Origin of the sequence: Aestuariimicrobium sp. G57 (assembly GCF_050110855.1) — a bacterium.
In the GTDB taxonomy this organism is placed as follows: Bacteria; Actinomycetota; Actinomycetes; order Propionibacteriales; family Propionibacteriaceae; genus Aestuariimicrobium.
Genome location: NZ_JBNINW010000001.1, coordinates 82,581 through 97,977 on the forward strand (window position 1 = coordinate 82,581; position 15,397 = coordinate 97,977).

Annotated in this window: 15 protein-coding genes; 10 read left to right on the forward strand and 5 right to left on the reverse strand. The window is 66.4% G+C overall.

Features of this window, described 5'->3' with window-relative positions; all coding sequences use genetic code 11:
• Positions 1 to 10 precede the first annotated feature (10 nt).
• Positions 11 to 859, reverse strand: a complete 849-nt coding sequence (gene lexA / locus ACQCX5_RS00395) for a transcriptional repressor LexA (RefSeq protein ID WP_434540050.1) — start codon at positions 857 to 859, stop codon at positions 11 to 13.
• Positions 860 to 1,346: 487 nt separating this feature from the next.
• Between lexA and ACQCX5_RS00400 the strand changes: the two genes are divergently transcribed.
• A complete protein-coding gene (locus tag ACQCX5_RS00400) occupies positions 1,347 to 1,547 on the forward strand; it encodes a hypothetical protein (protein WP_434540051.1) in 201 nt (66 codons plus the stop codon).
• Between the two features lie 104 nt (positions 1,548 to 1,651).
• On the opposite strand, the gene ACQCX5_RS00405 is transcribed toward ACQCX5_RS00400, so the two are convergent.
• Complete coding sequence (locus ACQCX5_RS00405) at positions 1,652 to 2,608, reverse strand: RDD family protein (protein WP_434540052.1); 957 nt, start codon at positions 2,606 to 2,608, stop codon at positions 1,652 to 1,654.
• Positions 2,609 to 2,744: 136 nt separating this feature from the next.
• Here ACQCX5_RS00405 and ACQCX5_RS00410 point away from each other — a divergent pair, with 136 nt between their 5' ends.
• From ACQCX5_RS00410 to ACQCX5_RS00420, 3 genes are all read left to right on the forward strand, one after another.
• Positions 2,745 to 3,176, forward strand: a complete 432-nt coding sequence (locus tag ACQCX5_RS00410) for a DUF2752 domain-containing protein (protein ID WP_434540053.1) — start codon at positions 2,745 to 2,747, stop codon at positions 3,174 to 3,176.
• A 221-nt stretch (positions 3,177 to 3,397) separates the two neighbouring features.
• Entirely contained in the window at positions 3,398 to 3,862 is a 465-nt protein-coding gene (gene nrdR / locus ACQCX5_RS00415) for a transcriptional regulator NrdR (RefSeq protein ID WP_434540054.1), read from the forward strand.
• A gap of 77 nt (positions 3,863 to 3,939) precedes the next feature.
• The gene (locus ACQCX5_RS00420) at positions 3,940 to 6,846 is read left to right on the forward strand and encodes a vitamin B12-dependent ribonucleotide reductase (protein WP_434540055.1); all 2,907 of its coding nucleotides are present in this window, start codon (positions 3,940 to 3,942) and stop codon (positions 6,844 to 6,846) included.
• An 83-nt stretch (positions 6,847 to 6,929) separates the two neighbouring features.
• On the opposite strand, the gene ACQCX5_RS00425 is transcribed toward ACQCX5_RS00420, so the two are convergent.
• Positions 6,930 to 7,247 (reverse strand): DUF2853 family protein, encoded by a 318-nt coding sequence (locus tag ACQCX5_RS00425; protein ID WP_434540056.1) that lies wholly within the window; start codon positions 7,245 to 7,247, stop codon positions 6,930 to 6,932.
• 110 nt (positions 7,248 to 7,357) lie between these two features.
• Entirely contained in the window at positions 7,358 to 7,921 is a 564-nt protein-coding gene (locus tag ACQCX5_RS00430; RefSeq protein ID WP_434540057.1) for a DedA family protein, read from the reverse strand.
• 98 nt (positions 7,922 to 8,019) lie between these two features.
• Between ACQCX5_RS00430 and ACQCX5_RS00435 the strand changes: the two genes are divergently transcribed.
• The 4 genes from ACQCX5_RS00435 to ACQCX5_RS00450 all read left to right on the forward strand — a co-directional run bounded on the left by ACQCX5_RS00435 (position 8,020) and on the right by ACQCX5_RS00450 (position 12,032).
• Positions 8,020 to 8,952 (forward strand): AEC family transporter, encoded by a 933-nt coding sequence (locus tag ACQCX5_RS00435; RefSeq protein WP_434540058.1) that lies wholly within the window; start codon positions 8,020 to 8,022, stop codon positions 8,950 to 8,952.
• 662 nt (positions 8,953 to 9,614) lie between these two features.
• On the forward strand, positions 9,615 to 10,556 hold the full coding sequence (locus ACQCX5_RS00440) for a T3SS (YopN, CesT) and YbjN peptide-binding chaperone 1 (protein WP_434540059.1): 942 nt from the start codon (positions 9,615 to 9,617) through the stop codon (positions 10,554 to 10,556).
• 136 nt (positions 10,557 to 10,692) lie between these two features.
• Positions 10,693 to 11,133, forward strand: a complete 441-nt coding sequence (locus tag ACQCX5_RS00445) for a pyridoxamine 5'-phosphate oxidase family protein (RefSeq protein ID WP_434540060.1) — start codon at positions 10,693 to 10,695, stop codon at positions 11,131 to 11,133.
• A complete protein-coding gene (locus tag ACQCX5_RS00450) occupies positions 11,130 to 12,032 on the forward strand; it encodes a universal stress protein (RefSeq protein ID WP_434540061.1) in 903 nt (300 codons plus the stop codon). The genes ACQCX5_RS00445 and ACQCX5_RS00450 overlap by 4 nt, the downstream gene beginning before the upstream one ends.
• An 11-nt stretch (positions 12,033 to 12,043) precedes the next feature.
• Here the strand turns inward: ACQCX5_RS00450 and ACQCX5_RS00455 are convergent, their stop codons facing one another.
• Entirely contained in the window at positions 12,044 to 13,036 is a 993-nt protein-coding gene (locus tag ACQCX5_RS00455; RefSeq protein WP_434540062.1) for a LacI family DNA-binding transcriptional regulator, read from the reverse strand.
• A 163-nt stretch (positions 13,037 to 13,199) separates the two neighbouring features.
• Here ACQCX5_RS00455 and ACQCX5_RS00460 point away from each other — a divergent pair, with 163 nt between their 5' ends.
• Positions 13,200 to 14,030 carry an MBL fold metallo-hydrolase gene (locus ACQCX5_RS00460; RefSeq protein WP_434540063.1) on the forward strand — a complete coding sequence of 277 codons (831 nt, stop codon included), beginning with the start codon at positions 13,200 to 13,202 and terminating at the stop codon, positions 14,028 to 14,030.
• Positions 14,031 to 14,084: 54 nt separating this feature from the next.
• Positions 14,085 to 15,395: an extracellular solute-binding protein gene (locus ACQCX5_RS00465; RefSeq protein ID WP_434540064.1), complete on the forward strand. Its 1,311-nt coding sequence runs from the start codon at positions 14,085 to 14,087 to the stop codon at positions 15,393 to 15,395.
• Positions 15,396 to 15,397: the final 2 nt, after the last annotated feature.

The following is a 15,397-nucleotide window of genomic DNA, read 5'->3' on the forward strand; positions in this document are numbered from 1 at the left end:
CGCGCGGCCCTCAGACCTTGCGCAGCACCGCGACGACCTTGCCCATGATCGAGGCGTAGTTGCCGTTGATGGGCTCGTAGTCCTTGTTGTGAGGCAGTAACCAGACCTGACCGTCTTTGCGCTTGAAGGTCTTCACCGTGGCCTCGTTGTCGAGCAGGGCCGCGACGATGTCCCCATTGACGGCAGTGTCCTGCTGGCGCACCACCACCCAGTCGCCGTCGCAGATGGCCGCGTCGATCATGGAATCACCCTTGACCTCGAGCATGAAGTGCACACCGTCGCCCACCAACTGGCGCGGCAGGGCGAACACGTCCTCGACCCGTTCTTCGGCGAGGATCGGCCCGCCGGCGGCGATTCGGCCGACCATGGGGACCGCCACACCGACTGGGTTCGCGTCGTTGACGCCGGTCTCGTCGACCTCTACCTCGGTGGGCTGCGTCTCGGCCTTTGCGGCGATCGGGTGGGGGCGGGGTGGCGCTGCGGTGAGGGCCAGGGACGGGGGGAGCTGCACCTCGAGCGCGCGGGGGCGTTTCGGGTCCCGACGCAGGAAGCCCTTGGTCTCAAGCGTTTTGAGCTGGTGCGAGACGCTGCTGGGGCTCGCGAGACCGACGGCCTCGCCCATCTCACGAATGCTCGGCGGGTAGCCGTGTGCGGCCACCGCATCGCGGATGACTTCGAGGATTCGGCGCTGTCGCGGCGTCAGGCCGTCGGCATCGGCCGGCCCATCGGGCAGGGAGGTGATGGTGCCGAGCTCTGCGGCGACCTCGGCATTGGTGGGTCGCCCCGGACCGCGGCGGGCGCGGCGAGGAGCCTGGGGGGCCGGGGCCTGAGCGCGTCGGGGGGATTCATCGGCAACCATGCACCCAGCTTACTGCCATCCATGACGTGATTCAAACACCTGTTCGAACTGGCGTGTCGCGGGCGACGCCGTGCCGACTTTGGGCTACGGGCGGCATGGGTGAGCGCGGCCGGGGACGTGCGCTGGAGATTTTGTCAGAGGCGGGTGATCAACTGTTCGTGCGTGGCGCTGGTGGTCGGCGAACGTGAGTCGAACGTTTGTTTGGAACAAGTGTTTGAATCGCGAGCCGTCAGCCGCTAGAGTCCATCTCGAACAGGTGTTCGAAGCTCGCAGCTGTTCCCCGAAGTTCCACACCCGTTGCGCAGGATGTGTGCACGGCCACCAGAGGAGAATCCACATGAGCGCTGTCACCCTCAACTCATCGGTCCGCGTCCAAGATGGACGTCGCCCGCGCGCGCGGGCCACCCGCCAACCGCTACCTGTGCAGCCTGTTGCACCGGCGCGGCAGCGTCGCGATGCGGGTCGGCCCCATGGGGCCGCATGCACTGTGTCTTCGGCGCTCGCCCCGGCACGGGGTGCGCGACGGTCGAGCAACCCCGGCCTGGGTGATCGGGCATTGCTGGCGATCATGGTGGCATTCGCGTTGGTCTTCGTGGTGGGCGTGGTGGTGGTCGTCCAGGGCTTGTGGACAGTCAGCGCACCCGATGGCGCTGCTGGCGATGACGTGGCTGTCGTTGCGTCGCGCTGAGCAGGCACTGAGCAGGCACAGCCGAATGTGAACAGGGCCCCAGCCGAATGGCTGGGGCCCTGTGCGCAAGGTGGCCCTCGAGGAGGTGGACCGTGCTCAGCTCATCACTGCTGGGCGACGTTGACCGGACCAGTCTGGCTGACGTCGATCACGTAGGTCTTCATGATCTTGTCGGCGATCGTCTGGCGCTTCGAATCCCACAGCGGGAAGAGCCAACCGATGAGGCAGATGAACGAGTCAACATAGTGCAGCAGGTAACGGATGAAGCTCTTGGCCAGACCGATCGGACGACCGTCCTCGCCGACCAACTGGGTCTTGGCGATCTTGCGGCCCCAGCTCTGGCCGGTGTGCTGGCTGACGAAGGCAAGGGCAAGGTACAGCAGCAGGCTGAAGATGATGTTCGGCCAGTTGTTGGTCTGGGTGACGCTCACCCCACCGCTGGTCGAGGTGACTTCGGGGGCGAAGATCAGGCTCAGGATGATGCCGGCGATGAAGCCGGGCAGCACGAAGTCGAGCAAGCCACCGAGGGCGCGCTTGCCCCAGTCTGCGAGCGGAATGCCCAGCATCGGATGCACCTTGGCGCCCGGAGCAGCCTGGACGCCATAGCCGGGTGTGGCACCGTAGCCGGGGGCTGCACCGTAGGGCTGCTGCGCGGCTCCCTGGTCCCAACCAGCGGCCTGCTGCTGGTTCCACTGGTCGGCGCCGGGATGCTGCTGGTTCCACTGGTCGGCGCCGGGCTGCTGCTGGCCCTGGTCCCAGGTGTTGCCGGCCGACTGCTGCGACTGGCCCCACTGGTCGGCGCCGGGCTGCTGCTGGCCCTGGTCCCAGGTGTTGCCGGCCGACTGCTGCGACTGGCCCCACTGGTCGGCGCCGGGCTGCTGCTGGTTCCACTGGTCGGCGGCGGGCTGCTGCTGGCCCTGGTCCCAGGTGTTGCCGGCCGACTGCTGCGACTGGCCCCACTGGTCGGGCTGCTGGCCCTGGTCGGCGCTGCCGCTCTGGTCCCACCCACTCTGGTTGTTGTCACCGTGAGGGGCGTTCGGATCGTTCCAATTGTTGCTCATCAGGTTCTCCATCAATTCCGGCGAGGCCGGATGGGCGTACTTGCCGGCCGGGTGTGGCCTCGTCACAATCTAGACCACCAGCCGGTCACACCAACGCGAATGGCCCAGACATTTGACGAACTGTCACACTGGAGAGGTGGGAGCGAAAAGCCAAGTCGCGTCGGCCGTGGGCCATGCCCATGCCGAGTTCTCTGCGCCCGACGCGCTGCGTCGTGTGGCCGGCGTTGCGCTGGTCGGCCTCGCGCTGGGGGGAACATACCGGCTCACTGGGCTCGGAGTTCCCTGCCCGCTGCTCGCGACAACAGGCCTGCTGTGCCCATTCTGTGGGGGTACCCGCATGGTGGCGTCTGCGATGCAGGGCGACCTGGCGGCGGCGTTCGGCTGGAACCCCTTCCTCTTCGTGCTGGGGTCCGCTCTCGGCTTGGCCACTCTGGGCTGGGTTGTCGAGGTGTTGCGCGGCCCGCGATTGCGTCTGCCTGCTCGCTGGGGGCCGATGTCCCAGGAGCAGATCTACCTCGCGGTCGGATCGGTCGCAGTCGTGTTCGCCGTGCTGCGCAACGTGCTCTGAACGCCGCTCCGGCGTGTGCACGGGGCCTTCCTGAAGGTAAGCCGAGGTGTTCGGCGTGTCCCTCGCCCAACTGCTTGCATGTTGGTGAAGACAGGCATAACCTCTCTACATCTAGTAGTTACACCGATGTGGTTCGTCCACAGGTTGTGGTCGACAGCCCACAGGTTACCCACAAGTCATCCACAGGCCCGTCCACCGGTCAAGCAGGGAGGGAGTTCGTCATGCACTGTCCGTACTGCCGCAATACCGACTCCCGCGTGCTCGACTCCCGGTCGGCCGATGAGGGTGCAAGCATCCGCCGGCGGCGCCAGTGCACGGCCTGCGACCGGCGCTTCACCACCATCGAGCAGATGCAGTTGGTGGTGGTGAAGAAGAGCGGCGTCGTCGAACCCTTCAGCCGCGAGAAGGTCGTCCGTGGTGTCCGCAAGGCATGCAAGGGCCGTCCGGTCACCGAGGCAGACCTCGCCAAGCTCGGCCAGCGTGTCGAAGAGGCATTGCGCGCCAGCGGCCAGGCCGAGGTTCCCACCCAGGAGGTGGGGGTCGCCATCCTGGGCCCGCTGAGCGAACTCGACCCCGTCGCCTACCTGCGTTTCGCCTCGGTCTACAACCACTACCAGTCGGTCGATGACTTCCTCTGCGAGATCGAGCGCATGCAGTCTGACCAGCCGGCGCTCCCCGCCAACTGACCCCAACTCCGGTCACCACCTGTGGTGGTGCCCATTCGCAAACCCCCACACCCGCATCGAACAGGAAAGAGACACCGATGACTGAGACCACGCGGACGGCGCGCCGCACCTCCACCCGCAAGCGCGGCGGGTTGACCATCGACCGGGTGTTCACCACGGCCGGTGTGCACCCCTACGACGAGATCGCCTGGGAGAAGCGTGACATCGTCCAGACCAACTGGAAGACCGGCGAGACCGTCTTCGAGCAGCGTGGTGTGGAATTCCCCGACTTCTGGAGCGTCAACGCGTCCACGATCGTCACCACGAAGTACTTCCGTGGCGCACTCGGCACGCCGGCCCGCGAAGCGAGCCTGCGTGACCTCATCGACCGTGTCGTGAAGACCTACACCCGCGCCGGGGTGGACAACGGATACTTCGCTACCGATGCCGACGCCGAGGTCTTCGAGCACGAACTGACCTGGATGCTGGCCCACCAGTACTTCAGCTTCAACTCGCCCGTCTGGTTCAACGTGGGGACGAACTCGCCGCAGCAGGTCAGCGCCTGCTTCATCCTGTCGGTCGACGACTCCATGGACTCGATCCTGAACTGGTACAAGGAAGAGGGCTTCATCTTCAAGGGCGGCTCTGGCGCCGGCCTGAACCTGTCGCGCATCCGCTCGTCCAAGGAACTGCTCAGCTCGGGTGGCACGGCCTCGGGCCCCGTCTCGTTCATGCGTGGCGCGGACGCGTCCGCGGGCACCATCAAGTCGGGCGGCGCCACCCGCCGTGCCGCCAAGATGGTGGTGCTCGACGTTGACCACCCCGACATCGTCGAGTTCGTCGAGACCAAGGCGCGCGAAGAGGACAAGATCCGCGCACTGCGCGACGCCGGCTTCGACATGGACCTCGGCGGCAAGGACATCACCTCGGTGCAGTACCAGAACGCCAACAACTCGGTGCGCGTGAACGACGAGTTCATGCAGCAGGTCGAGGCGGGCGGCAAGTTCGGGCTGACCAGCCGCGCCGACGGCTCGGTCATCGAAGAGGTCGATGCGCGTGACCTGTTCACGAAGATCGCCACCGCGGCCTGGGAGTGCGCCGACCCCGGCATCCAGTACGACGGCACGATCAATGACTGGCACACCAACCCCGAGACGGGACGCATCACCGCGTCGAACCCCTGCTCGGAATACATGAGCCTCGACAACTCCTCGTGCAACCTGGCCAGCCTCAACCTGCTGAAGTTCCTGCAGGACGACGACACGTTCGACATCGAGAACTTCGTCAAGGCCGTCGAGTTGATCATCACCGCGATGGACATCTCGATCACCTTCGCCGACTTCCCGACCGAGGCGATCACCAAGACCACCCAGGACTACCGCCAGCTGGGTATCGGCTACGCCAACCTGGGCGCACTGCTGATGGCGCTGGGCAAGGGTTATGACTCCGAGGGTGGACGCACGCTGGCTGCCGCGATCACCTCGCTGATGACCGGCGCCGCCTACCGTCGTTCGGCTGAGCTGGCCGGTGTGGTCGGCACGTACGCCGGTTACGCCCGCAACGCTGATGCCCACAAGCGGGTCATGCGCAAGCACCGCGACGCCAACTCTGATGCCACCACCCTCAACGAGGTCGACAGCGCCGTGCTCGACGCCGCCAAGCTGGAATGGGACCGGGTCGTCGAGTTGGGTGAGCAGAACGGCTTCCGCAACGCCCAGGCTTCGCTGCTGGCCCCCACCGGCACCATCGGTTTCATGATGGACTGCGACACCACCGGTATCGAGCCCGACTTCTCGCTGGTCAAGTTCAAGAAGCTCGTGGGTGGCGGCTCGATGCAGATCGTCAACCAGACCATCCCGCGTGCGCTGAAGAACCTCGGCTACACCACCGAGGCTGCCGAGGCGATCGTGGCGTACATCGCTGAGCACGGCAACGTCGTGGACGCACCCGGCCTCAAGCCGGAGCACTACGAGGTCTTCGATACCGCCATGGGTGTGCGCTTCATCGCGCCCATGGGCCACGTGCGCATGATGGCCGCGGTGCAGCCGTTCCTGTCTGGTGCCATCTCGAAGACGGTCAACCTGCCCGAGACCGCGACGGTCGAAGAGATCGCAGACGTGTACATGCAGGGCTGGAAGCTCGGCCTCAAGGCCCTGGCGGTATACCGCGACAACTGCAAGGTTGGCCAGCCGTTGTCTGACGCCAAGAAGAAGGTCGAGCCGGCAGCTGCGGCACCTGTTGCCGCCGTCGAGCCCGAGGTGCGCATTGAGTACCGCCCGCGTCGTCGTCGCCTGCCCAAGTCGCGCAACTCACGCACGACGTCATTCTCGGTCGGCGGCGCCGAGGGCTACCTGACCTCGTCGAGCTACGAGAACGGTGACATCGGCGAGATCTTCCTGAAGCTCGGCAAGCAGGGCTCGACCCTGGCTGGAGTCATGGATGCCTTCTCGCTGGCGATCTCGGTGGCCCTGCAGTACGGCGTGCCGCTCGAGACCTACGTGCAGAAGTTCACCAACATGAAGTTCGAGCCGGCCGGTATGACTGACGATGCTGACATCCGCATTGCCCAGTCGCTGATCGACTACGTCTTCCGTCGCCTGGCGCTCGACTACCTCAGCTTCGACGAGCGCGCCGAACTTGGCATATATACCGCTACTGAGCGCGCCCACTACGTCGAGACGGGGCGCTACCTCAGCGAGGAAGACGCAGCGCAGATGCCTGAGGCCGAGTCGCTGGTCAATGATGAGGTCGACAACCGTCGCTTCGACGAGCCCGGTGCGAACCAGCCCGCGCTGCTCGACGCCGCTCCGGTGTTGGCCCAGCCCGTCGCCGCACCCCGGGCCGGCACGCCCACCACGACGGCTCACACCACGGCTGAGCTGATGGAATCAATCACCGGCATGTCGGTGGACGCACCGCTGTGCATGACCTGCGGCACCAAGATGCGCCCCTCGGGCTCGTGCTACGCCTGCGAGGGCTGCGGTTCGACCAGCGGCTGCAGCTGATCGACTGACCACGGACGACAGGGGCCCCGGCGGAATCCGCCGGGGCCCCTGTTGGCCGGGAAGCTGTTTCCTGGCAGCCGCTGCTACTTCTTGAAGAGGTCAAGCCTGCCGAACTTGTCGGCCAGCAGGTAGTAGACGGCGGCGCGTGACTTGGCGCGGTCACCCTTCATGGCCGCAGCCACCTCGTCGAGCGCGGCATCCCACTCGTCCTCGTTGGTCAGCCCGAGCTTCTTCTTGAGGAAGTTCTTCTTCACTGTCTCGCGTTCACCGGCGTCGGACAGGGCGACGACAGCGGCGTCGGGCTTGCCCAGCACCAGTGCGTAGGTGCGCAGCAGTCCAGCAACGACGGCCTCGTCGGCATTGGGTGCGTACTTCTTGATGGCGGCGGCGTGGTCTGCCATGGGGTGGCCCTTCTGCGTGTCAATACCGGGGGTGACCCGTTGCCGCCCCCTTGCGTGGTGCACTCCAGCCTAGGACGCTCGCGACACGGTGGCACGGGATCACACAATCTTCAACGGTGGTTCAGGCTTCCGCTGGGCTCGGCCGGCGCCGGGACTGACACCGGATCGACGGCTCGGTCATCGTCAGCCCCGGGCCCGATGCCACCGGCGCGTCCCTTGCGGACCCTGGTGGCGATGAGGACGACCAGGGAGACGGCCAGCACCGCCAGCAGGGACCAGGCCAGTACGGGGGAGTAGCGGTGCAGCGCCCAGAAGGACTCCCAGGTGAGCAGGCCGACCGTCGAGTAGAGCAGCGCCCAGAGCACGCAGCCCACGGTGACCGCAGGCAGGTAACGCCGCAATGGCATACGCCCCACACCGGCTGACAGGTTCACCAGCGTCTGCACCCCGACCGTCAGGAACGAGAGGGTGACGACCGGGGCGCCCCAGCGTTCCAGCCACCTGGCCGCGCGCTGGTAGCCCGGCGTCGAGAGCAGGTGCGCGAACCGCGAGCGGCTCGTGCGTGCGGCCAGGCCTCGCCCCAGCCAGTACGTGCCATTGGCTCGCAGCATCACGATCACGAACAGCGCGGCCGCGATGATGAACCACGGCGCATTCCACTCCAACGGATTCACAACTCTCCCTGAGGGGCCGACGTACTCAACCCATCCGGCTGCCGTCCACGCGACGGGCCAGACAGGGTTCGACCCAGCCCTGATTCTATGCTGTCCCGGTGAGTGGCGTCGTCAGCGGCTTTTTCACCATCTGGGTCGTGATCGGCGCCGGGTGGCTGGCGGCGCACCTGCGCGTGCTGAGCACCACCGGCCAGGAGGTGCTTGCCAAGGTCGCGTTCTTCATCGCCTCGCCCGCGCTGCTGTTCGTCATCGTGGCCGAATCGGACGTGAGCAAGGGTTTCTCGACGACCTTCGCGGTCAATGCGCTGGCCGCGCTGGCCGCGATGGGGCTGTTCCTCGTGGTCGGACGGGCATGGCTCAAGCTCGACAACATCAGTCTGCTGATGGGTGCCACGGCCTCTGGCTACGTCAACGCCGCCAACCTTGGCATCCCCATTGCCTTGTTCGTGCTCAACAACATCGACTGGCTGCCGCCACTGTTGTTGCTGCAGGTGGCGGTGCTGCAGCCGCTCGTGCTCACCCTGCTCGACATCGAGCGCTCACGCAGCGAGCAGCGCAAGATCTCAATGCTGGCGAACCTGACCCTGCCCCTGCGCAACCCGATGACCCTGGGCGTGCTCGCGGGGCTGATCGTGAACGTCGCCGACATCCGGGTGCCCGAGCTGGTGCTCGGCCCGGTGCGCCTGCTCGGCGACATGTCGGTGCCCGCCATGCTGGTGGCCTTCGGCATCTCGTTGCGGTTGGGGCCGTTGCCCGGCCGTGGCGAGAACACCCGGGCGGCGGTGGTGGCGTCGCTGATCAAGCTGGTCGTCCACCCGGTGATCGCACTGCTGCTGGCCCTGGCCTTCGGGCTCGACCGCTTCCATACCCTGGTCGCCATGGTGGTCGCGGGTCTGCCCACCGCCCAGAACGTCTTCGTCTGGGCCGTCCGCTACGGCCGTGCGGTGGTGTTGGTGCGTGACACCGTCTTCATCACCACGATCGGCTCAATCTTGACGGTGGGGCTGATCGCCGTCCTCGGGCAGGGCTGAGCCCGTCCGGGAACTTGTAGAACTGGCACCCGGGGCGCGTGTGCGCCCGGGATCGGCTGGATCGGTTGCGGACGTGGCACTGCTGTCAGGTGTGCATGTTTGGGTCGGCGCCGGGCCGGTGGACGGGCATGGGCGCGGTGTTCAGGGCTGAGCCCGTCCGGGAACTTGTAGAACTGGCGCCCGGGGCGTGTGTGCGCCTGGGATCGGCTGGATCGGTTGCGGACGTGGCACTGCTGTCAGGTGTGCAGGTTTGGGTCGGCGCCGGGCCGGTGGACGGGCATGGGCGCGGGTGTTCAGGGCTGAGCCCGTCCGGGAACTTGTAGAACTGGCCCCCGAGCGCGTGTGCGCCTGGGATCGGCTGGATCCGTTGCGGACGTGGCACTGCTGTCAGGTGTGCAGGTTTGGGTCGGCGCCGGCGCCGGTGGACGGGCATGGGCGCGGGTGTTCAGGGCTGAGCCGCGTCCGGGAACTTGTAGAACTGGCACCCGGGGCGGCGCGTGTGCGTCTGGGATCGGCTGGATCGGTTGCGGACGTGACACTGGTGTCAGGTGTGCAGGTTTGGGCCGGCGCCGGGCCGGTGGACGGGCGCGCGGCCCGCCCACGCTGATGTGCCCCGGGGGTGCACCGCTGCTTGTTAGGTTGGGAATGACGAAGGGGGAGACGTGGAGAGCACGGATCTGGACATCGACCGCAGCATCGCGACGGCATGGGAGTCGTTTGCCGATCGGCTGGCCGAGGTCGTTTCGGTCATCGACGATGGCGGTCAACTGACGATCGGCACGATGTCAGCCAGTGACGACCCGGCGCCGTTCATCCGGTTCACCCACGTGCACGACGACCCTGACATGATCCTGGTCGAGGCGGCCAGCAACGCCAGCCTGGGTGATGGCTTCCAGCTCACCGGTGAGCAGTTGCAGATGATGGAACGCGCAGGCTGGCAACCACCCACCAGCGTGGGGGACAACCCGACCGCCAATTTCTGGCGTCTGGTGCCGCAGGAGCACAGCGAGATCGCGGCGGTGGCGGCGACCAGCACCCTGTGGACGGTCTACGGCGTCCAGCACCCGGTTTTCCTCGCACCCGACCAGCTGGCCGAGATCCTGCGGCCGCAGGCACCGCTGGTGCCCGAGGACGCCGGCGCCAGTCCAGTGGCAGACTTCGACGACGACGACCTCGTGGCTGTCATGCCCCGCGACCAGTCCCACCTCGACGAGCTGGTCACCCGACAGCTGACCGACCTGTTCGGCCACCCGCCACTGCGCGATGCCGACGGTGACATCACCATCCGCGTCGGATCGTCCATGGTGTTCGTGCGCACGACCCCGGGTGCTGATGAGGTGGTGCTGTTCTCGGTGATGGTTCACGACGTCGAGAGCCGCACCCGGGCCGTCGAGGTGCTCAACGACCTCAATGTCGAGGCGAAGTACGGCCGGTTCGCGCTGTTCCGAGACCGTGTCTTCGTCACGATGTCGCTGCTGGCCCACCCGTTCGTGCCGGCGCACCTGGTGCAGGGCATGAAGGTCATCAGCCAGGTGGCCGACGAAATGGACGACCTGCTGGCCGCAAAACTGCGTGGCCGCACCACGTTCGAGGATGGGGACTGAGTGCGCGGCAGTGCCGTTTTGTGTGGTTCGCCACAGTTGCCGCGTGCAGGTTCAGCGGCGCTGGCCGGGGCGCGCATCGCTACACTGGAGGCCTGACCGAGCAACTCAAAGTCAGTAGTCAGAAGGGAAGGCCCTGATGCCAGAGGTCGCCATCGCGCGGGACGAGGATGTCCTGCCCGTCGCCCCCGACGAAGGGGTGTTCAGCGTGCTGGACGAGAGTGAATGCCAGTCGTTGCTGCACGACGGGGTGGTGGGTCGCATTGGTTTCGCCCAGCCTGACCTGACGATCCTGCCCGTCACCTATGACTGGGTTGACGGCCTGGTGGTGTTCAAGACGTCGAAGGAATCCTCGCTGTACCGGCTCGTCGGTCAACCGGTGGCCTTTGAGGTCGACGACATCGATGCCGAGACTGGCGTCGGTTGGAGTGTGATGCTGCGTGGGGTTGTCGAGACCGGCATCCCCGAGCAGGCTGAGGGCATCCGCCCGATGGCTGCAGGGCAGCGCAAAGAGGTGATGGTCATCCGTCCATCCGGCTTCAGTGGCCGGGTGGTATCTCGACCCGAGGAGGGGCGATGAGCAAGAAGAACACCGAATCCCGCGGCATCGACACGATTTCCCGGTATGTCGCAGGTGTCGACGGCTCGGCCGACGGACTGCGCGCCGTCGAGTACGCCACCCGCGGCGCGCTGGTGGTCAACGGCAGCGTGCACTTGGTGCATGCGGTGGACGTGGCCGTCATGGCTGGCGCGTGGGGTGCGATCCAGGACGTCGAGGCCATGGAAAAGGCGGGCCAACAGACCGTGGAGCGTGCCGTGGCGCGAGCCATCGAGCTGGGCATCCCGAGCGACCGCATCACCTCTGAGGTGGTCATGGGCAACCCGACCGCAGTGCTGAGCGATGCCAGCAAGTCAGCTGACCGCCTGGTCGTGGGACGACGTCGCATGGGCGGTCTCGAGCGCATGTTCGTCGGCTCGACCTCTGCATCGCTGGCGGCAGTCGCCAACTGTCCGTTGATCGTGATCTCGGCAGCGGTGAACCCTGACGAGACCGGCGGCCGCAAGGTGGTGGCCGTGGGCGTTGACGGCGAGGGTCACAGCGAGACCACGTTGCGGGCAGCGCTCACCGAGGCCCGCAGCCGCGGTGCCCGGATCATCGTCACCCACATCCAGCCTGCGGTGCCGGTCGGGATGTTCGGCGGCTACCAGCTCACAGCAGATGCCGAACGTGAACTGCTCTCCGACGCCCGCACCGCGATCACCGAAATGGTCACCCGGGTGGCGGGGGAACACCCCGACGTCGAGACCGAAGTGTTGGTGCAGACCGGTGACCCAGTCGACAGGCTCGTTGAACTCAGCCGCGAGGTCGACCTGCTGATCCTGGGCATGCGCGCCCCGACCGTGCTCGGGTTCGCCATCGGGGGCATGACCCGTGCCGTGCTCGCGCACGCCGAGTCGCCGCTGATGGTGGTGCGCTGACGGGACAGGCGTCAGGAACGGTCGATGACGCGTACCAGGCTGGCGACGTCGATCGCGACGGGCTCGCCACGGATCTGCGAGACGATCGCGTCGGCGAGACCATCGGTGTCGCGGTCGACGCTGCTCAGGTTGGGGTACATCAATTGGGTGTAGGGCAGGTTGCTGCCGCCGATGACCTCGAAGGTCTCGTCGAGTTCCGCTTCACGCACGAGGCGCAGCAGGATGAGGGCCACGTCATCGTTGTAGGTGATGATGCCCGTCACCCCGGCTTCAGCCAGCGTGACGATGACCTCGGGATCGGGATTGTCGGCGCCCACCCGAACCATGACGGGCTCGGGCAACCCCAGCGACTCGGCGGTCTTCAACACCGCCGTGCGGCGCGGGTGCGAGAAGGGGTCGCGACGGGGGTCGTCATAGGCGGCGTAGCCGAGCCGCTCGTGTCCCCGATCGACCAGGAAACGTGTCGCTGCTGACCCACATTCAGCGTGCACCTCATCGACGATCGTGAGCCGGTCCTGTTCGACGGTGGCGTTCGGGGCGAAGACCCGCAGGCCCCGGCTCCTGAACGCCTCCTGCTGGTGCACAGGCAGGGTGCGCAGCGCCAGCACCGTGTAGGCCATGGTGCCCACGCCTTCAGCGGCGTCCACGTCGTCGGCGCCGGCGAAATACGCGTGCAGGATCATGGACCTCTGGCGCATCGACCGGTGCAGGCTCTGGATGAAGCGCAGCATGTACAGGGTCATCGGCGCATCGGGCAACACCAGCAGCACGATGTTGGATCGTCCTGCTGCGAGTGACCGGGCAGCCAGGTGGGGAACATACTTCAGGTCACGGGCGGCCTTGAGCACACGTTCGCGCGTTGCCTCTGAAATGGTGATGCCCGGGGTGTTGTTCATCACATAGCTGACGGTTGCCCTGGACGTGCCCGCCCGCCTTGCGACGTCACTGCTCGTCGCCCGTCGCGTATGAGGGGTAAAGGAGTCGTGATCGTGTGGCATCCGCATAGGATTGCACACCCACGGGCCATGTCCATCACGATGTTACGACATGGCGGAACACGAGTTGTCCGGGCGTTCAAGGTCAGGTTGCCTGTCGTTCGCATGTCGTTCACCTGCCGTGGTTAGCGTTCCATTGACGCGCGTAAGTGACGCGTGGGAACGGAACGCAATGCCACTCACCATCACCCCACTGGGCCGGGTCTCCGGCATGCCGAAGCAGGGCAACGCTGCCTCGGGCTACGTCGTCACCGACGGCACGACCACGGTTCTTCTCGATGCCGGCCCGGGGGTCGCGCTGATGCTCTCGGGTGCCGCCCCCATTGAACAACTCGATGCCATCGTGGTCACCCACATGCACATCGACCACGTCTATGACCTGCTCGCCGTGGCCAAGATGGTGCTGGCGACCCGCCTGGTGCGCGGTCCCGAGGGCGTCTCGCTCGCCGACGGGCGCACGATCCCTGCATTCGTGCCGGCCGGCGGCTCTGCAGCCCTGCGCCAGCATGCCGCACTGTTCCCGGTGGTTTCGAACCCCCTGTTCGACCAGGCCTTCGACCACGCCGTCACGCTCACGGAGTACCAGCCGGGCTCCCGGGTCGAGGTCGGCAGCCTGACCATCGACCTCGTCGAACTTGCCCATGTGGTGACCGACTGCGGCGTCAGGGTCACCAGCAGGGACGGGCATGCCCTCGCCTTCACCGGCGACACGGGATGGACGCCGGCGCTGCTCGACCTCGCCCGCGACGTCGACCTGCTCGTCTGCGAGAACACGCTGACTGCACCCGACACCTCGGGGCACGGACATCTGTGCGCAGCAGAAGCGGGCCGTGCTGCCGCGATGTCCGCAGCCGGCCACCTCATGTTGACGCATTTCTGGTCGGTCGACCCGAGTCACCTGGCTGACCAGCGCGGCGCGGCCGCCAGCGAGTACGACGGCCCCATCACGATTGCCGTGCCGGGCGAACCGGTCACCACGTCCCACGCAAGCCCGACCCACTGACACCGACCAACCCACCGGATCCCCAACACCCGCTCCCATCTGGAAGGCTCACACATGCCCCTCGACACCTCCCGACTCGGCCGCCGCGGATTCCTCGTCGGCGCCACCGGCGCCGCCGCCATGACCTTGGCCGCCTGTGGCAACAACTCGTCCGGCACCACCGCCGACGGCAAGGTAGAGATCACTTTCGCCTCGTACTCACTGAGCGGCAAGGGCGCAGTGGCCAAGGGCACCCAGAAGCTGATCGATGACTTCATGGCCAAGAACCCGAACATCGTGGTGAAGGGCCGGGCGATTCCCAATGCCGAGATCCTGACCAAGACGCGCACCGACATCGCGTCGGGCGACTCGCCCCAGGTGGTGCAGATGGGCTATTCCAAGGTGATGGAGGCACTTACCACCCTGCCCGTGGCCTCCATCGAGAAGGTCGCCGGCGCCGAATGGACGGATGCCGTGAAGGGCCTGACCCCCGGCCCGCTGAACACGGGCATCCACGAGGGCTCCAACCATGCCGTGCCCTTCACCCTGTCGACCCCGACGATGTTCTATAACGCCACCCTGCTCAGCAAGGTCGGCGTGAACCCCGACAAGGCCCCGCAGAACATCGAAGAACTGCGGGCGGCGACACAGAAGCTCGTGGCGGCCGGCCACCAGGGCGCGTTCTTCGGTGTGGTGGGCGAGGACAAGTCCGACTTCACGATCCAATCGGTGCTCAATTCCACGGGCGGCGGGTTCCTCGACGCACAGGGCAACGTGAGCGTCGACTCACCGGAGTCGCAGAAGGGTTTCGAGGTGTTGCAGAAGCTGGTCAGCGACGGCCTGATGCCTGCATTGCAGACCCAGGAGGCCCAGGCCCCGTTCATCTCGGGCGACATGGGGTTCTTCATCAGCACCACCGCTTATTCGACCGCGCTCGCCAAGGGCGCCAAAGACGCTGGGTGGCAGCTGCGCAGCGCCGCCTTCCCGCAGCTCGTTGCCGACCATGCCCCGGCACCGACCCATTCGGGTGCTGCGTTGATGATGCTCAAGGGCACCGAGGCACAGCAGCAGGCCGCGTGGCAGTTCATCAAGTACCTCACCAGCCGCGAGGCCTACCTGACGATCGTGCAGCAGATGGGCTACCTGCCGCTGTACGCCGACATGGTCGACAAGGAACTCGCCGACTATTTCGCGAAGGACCCGCTGTTGATGCCGGCCATCGAGCAGCTCGACACGGTCGCTGCCTACCAGTTCTTCCCCGGCAAGACGTCGAACCAGTCGACGCGCATGTTCATCGATGAGGCCGTCGAGCCCATCGTGCTGCGCAACGCCAACATCGCCGAGACCACTGCGAAGATCGCCACCAAGCTCAAGGCGGCGGGCTGATT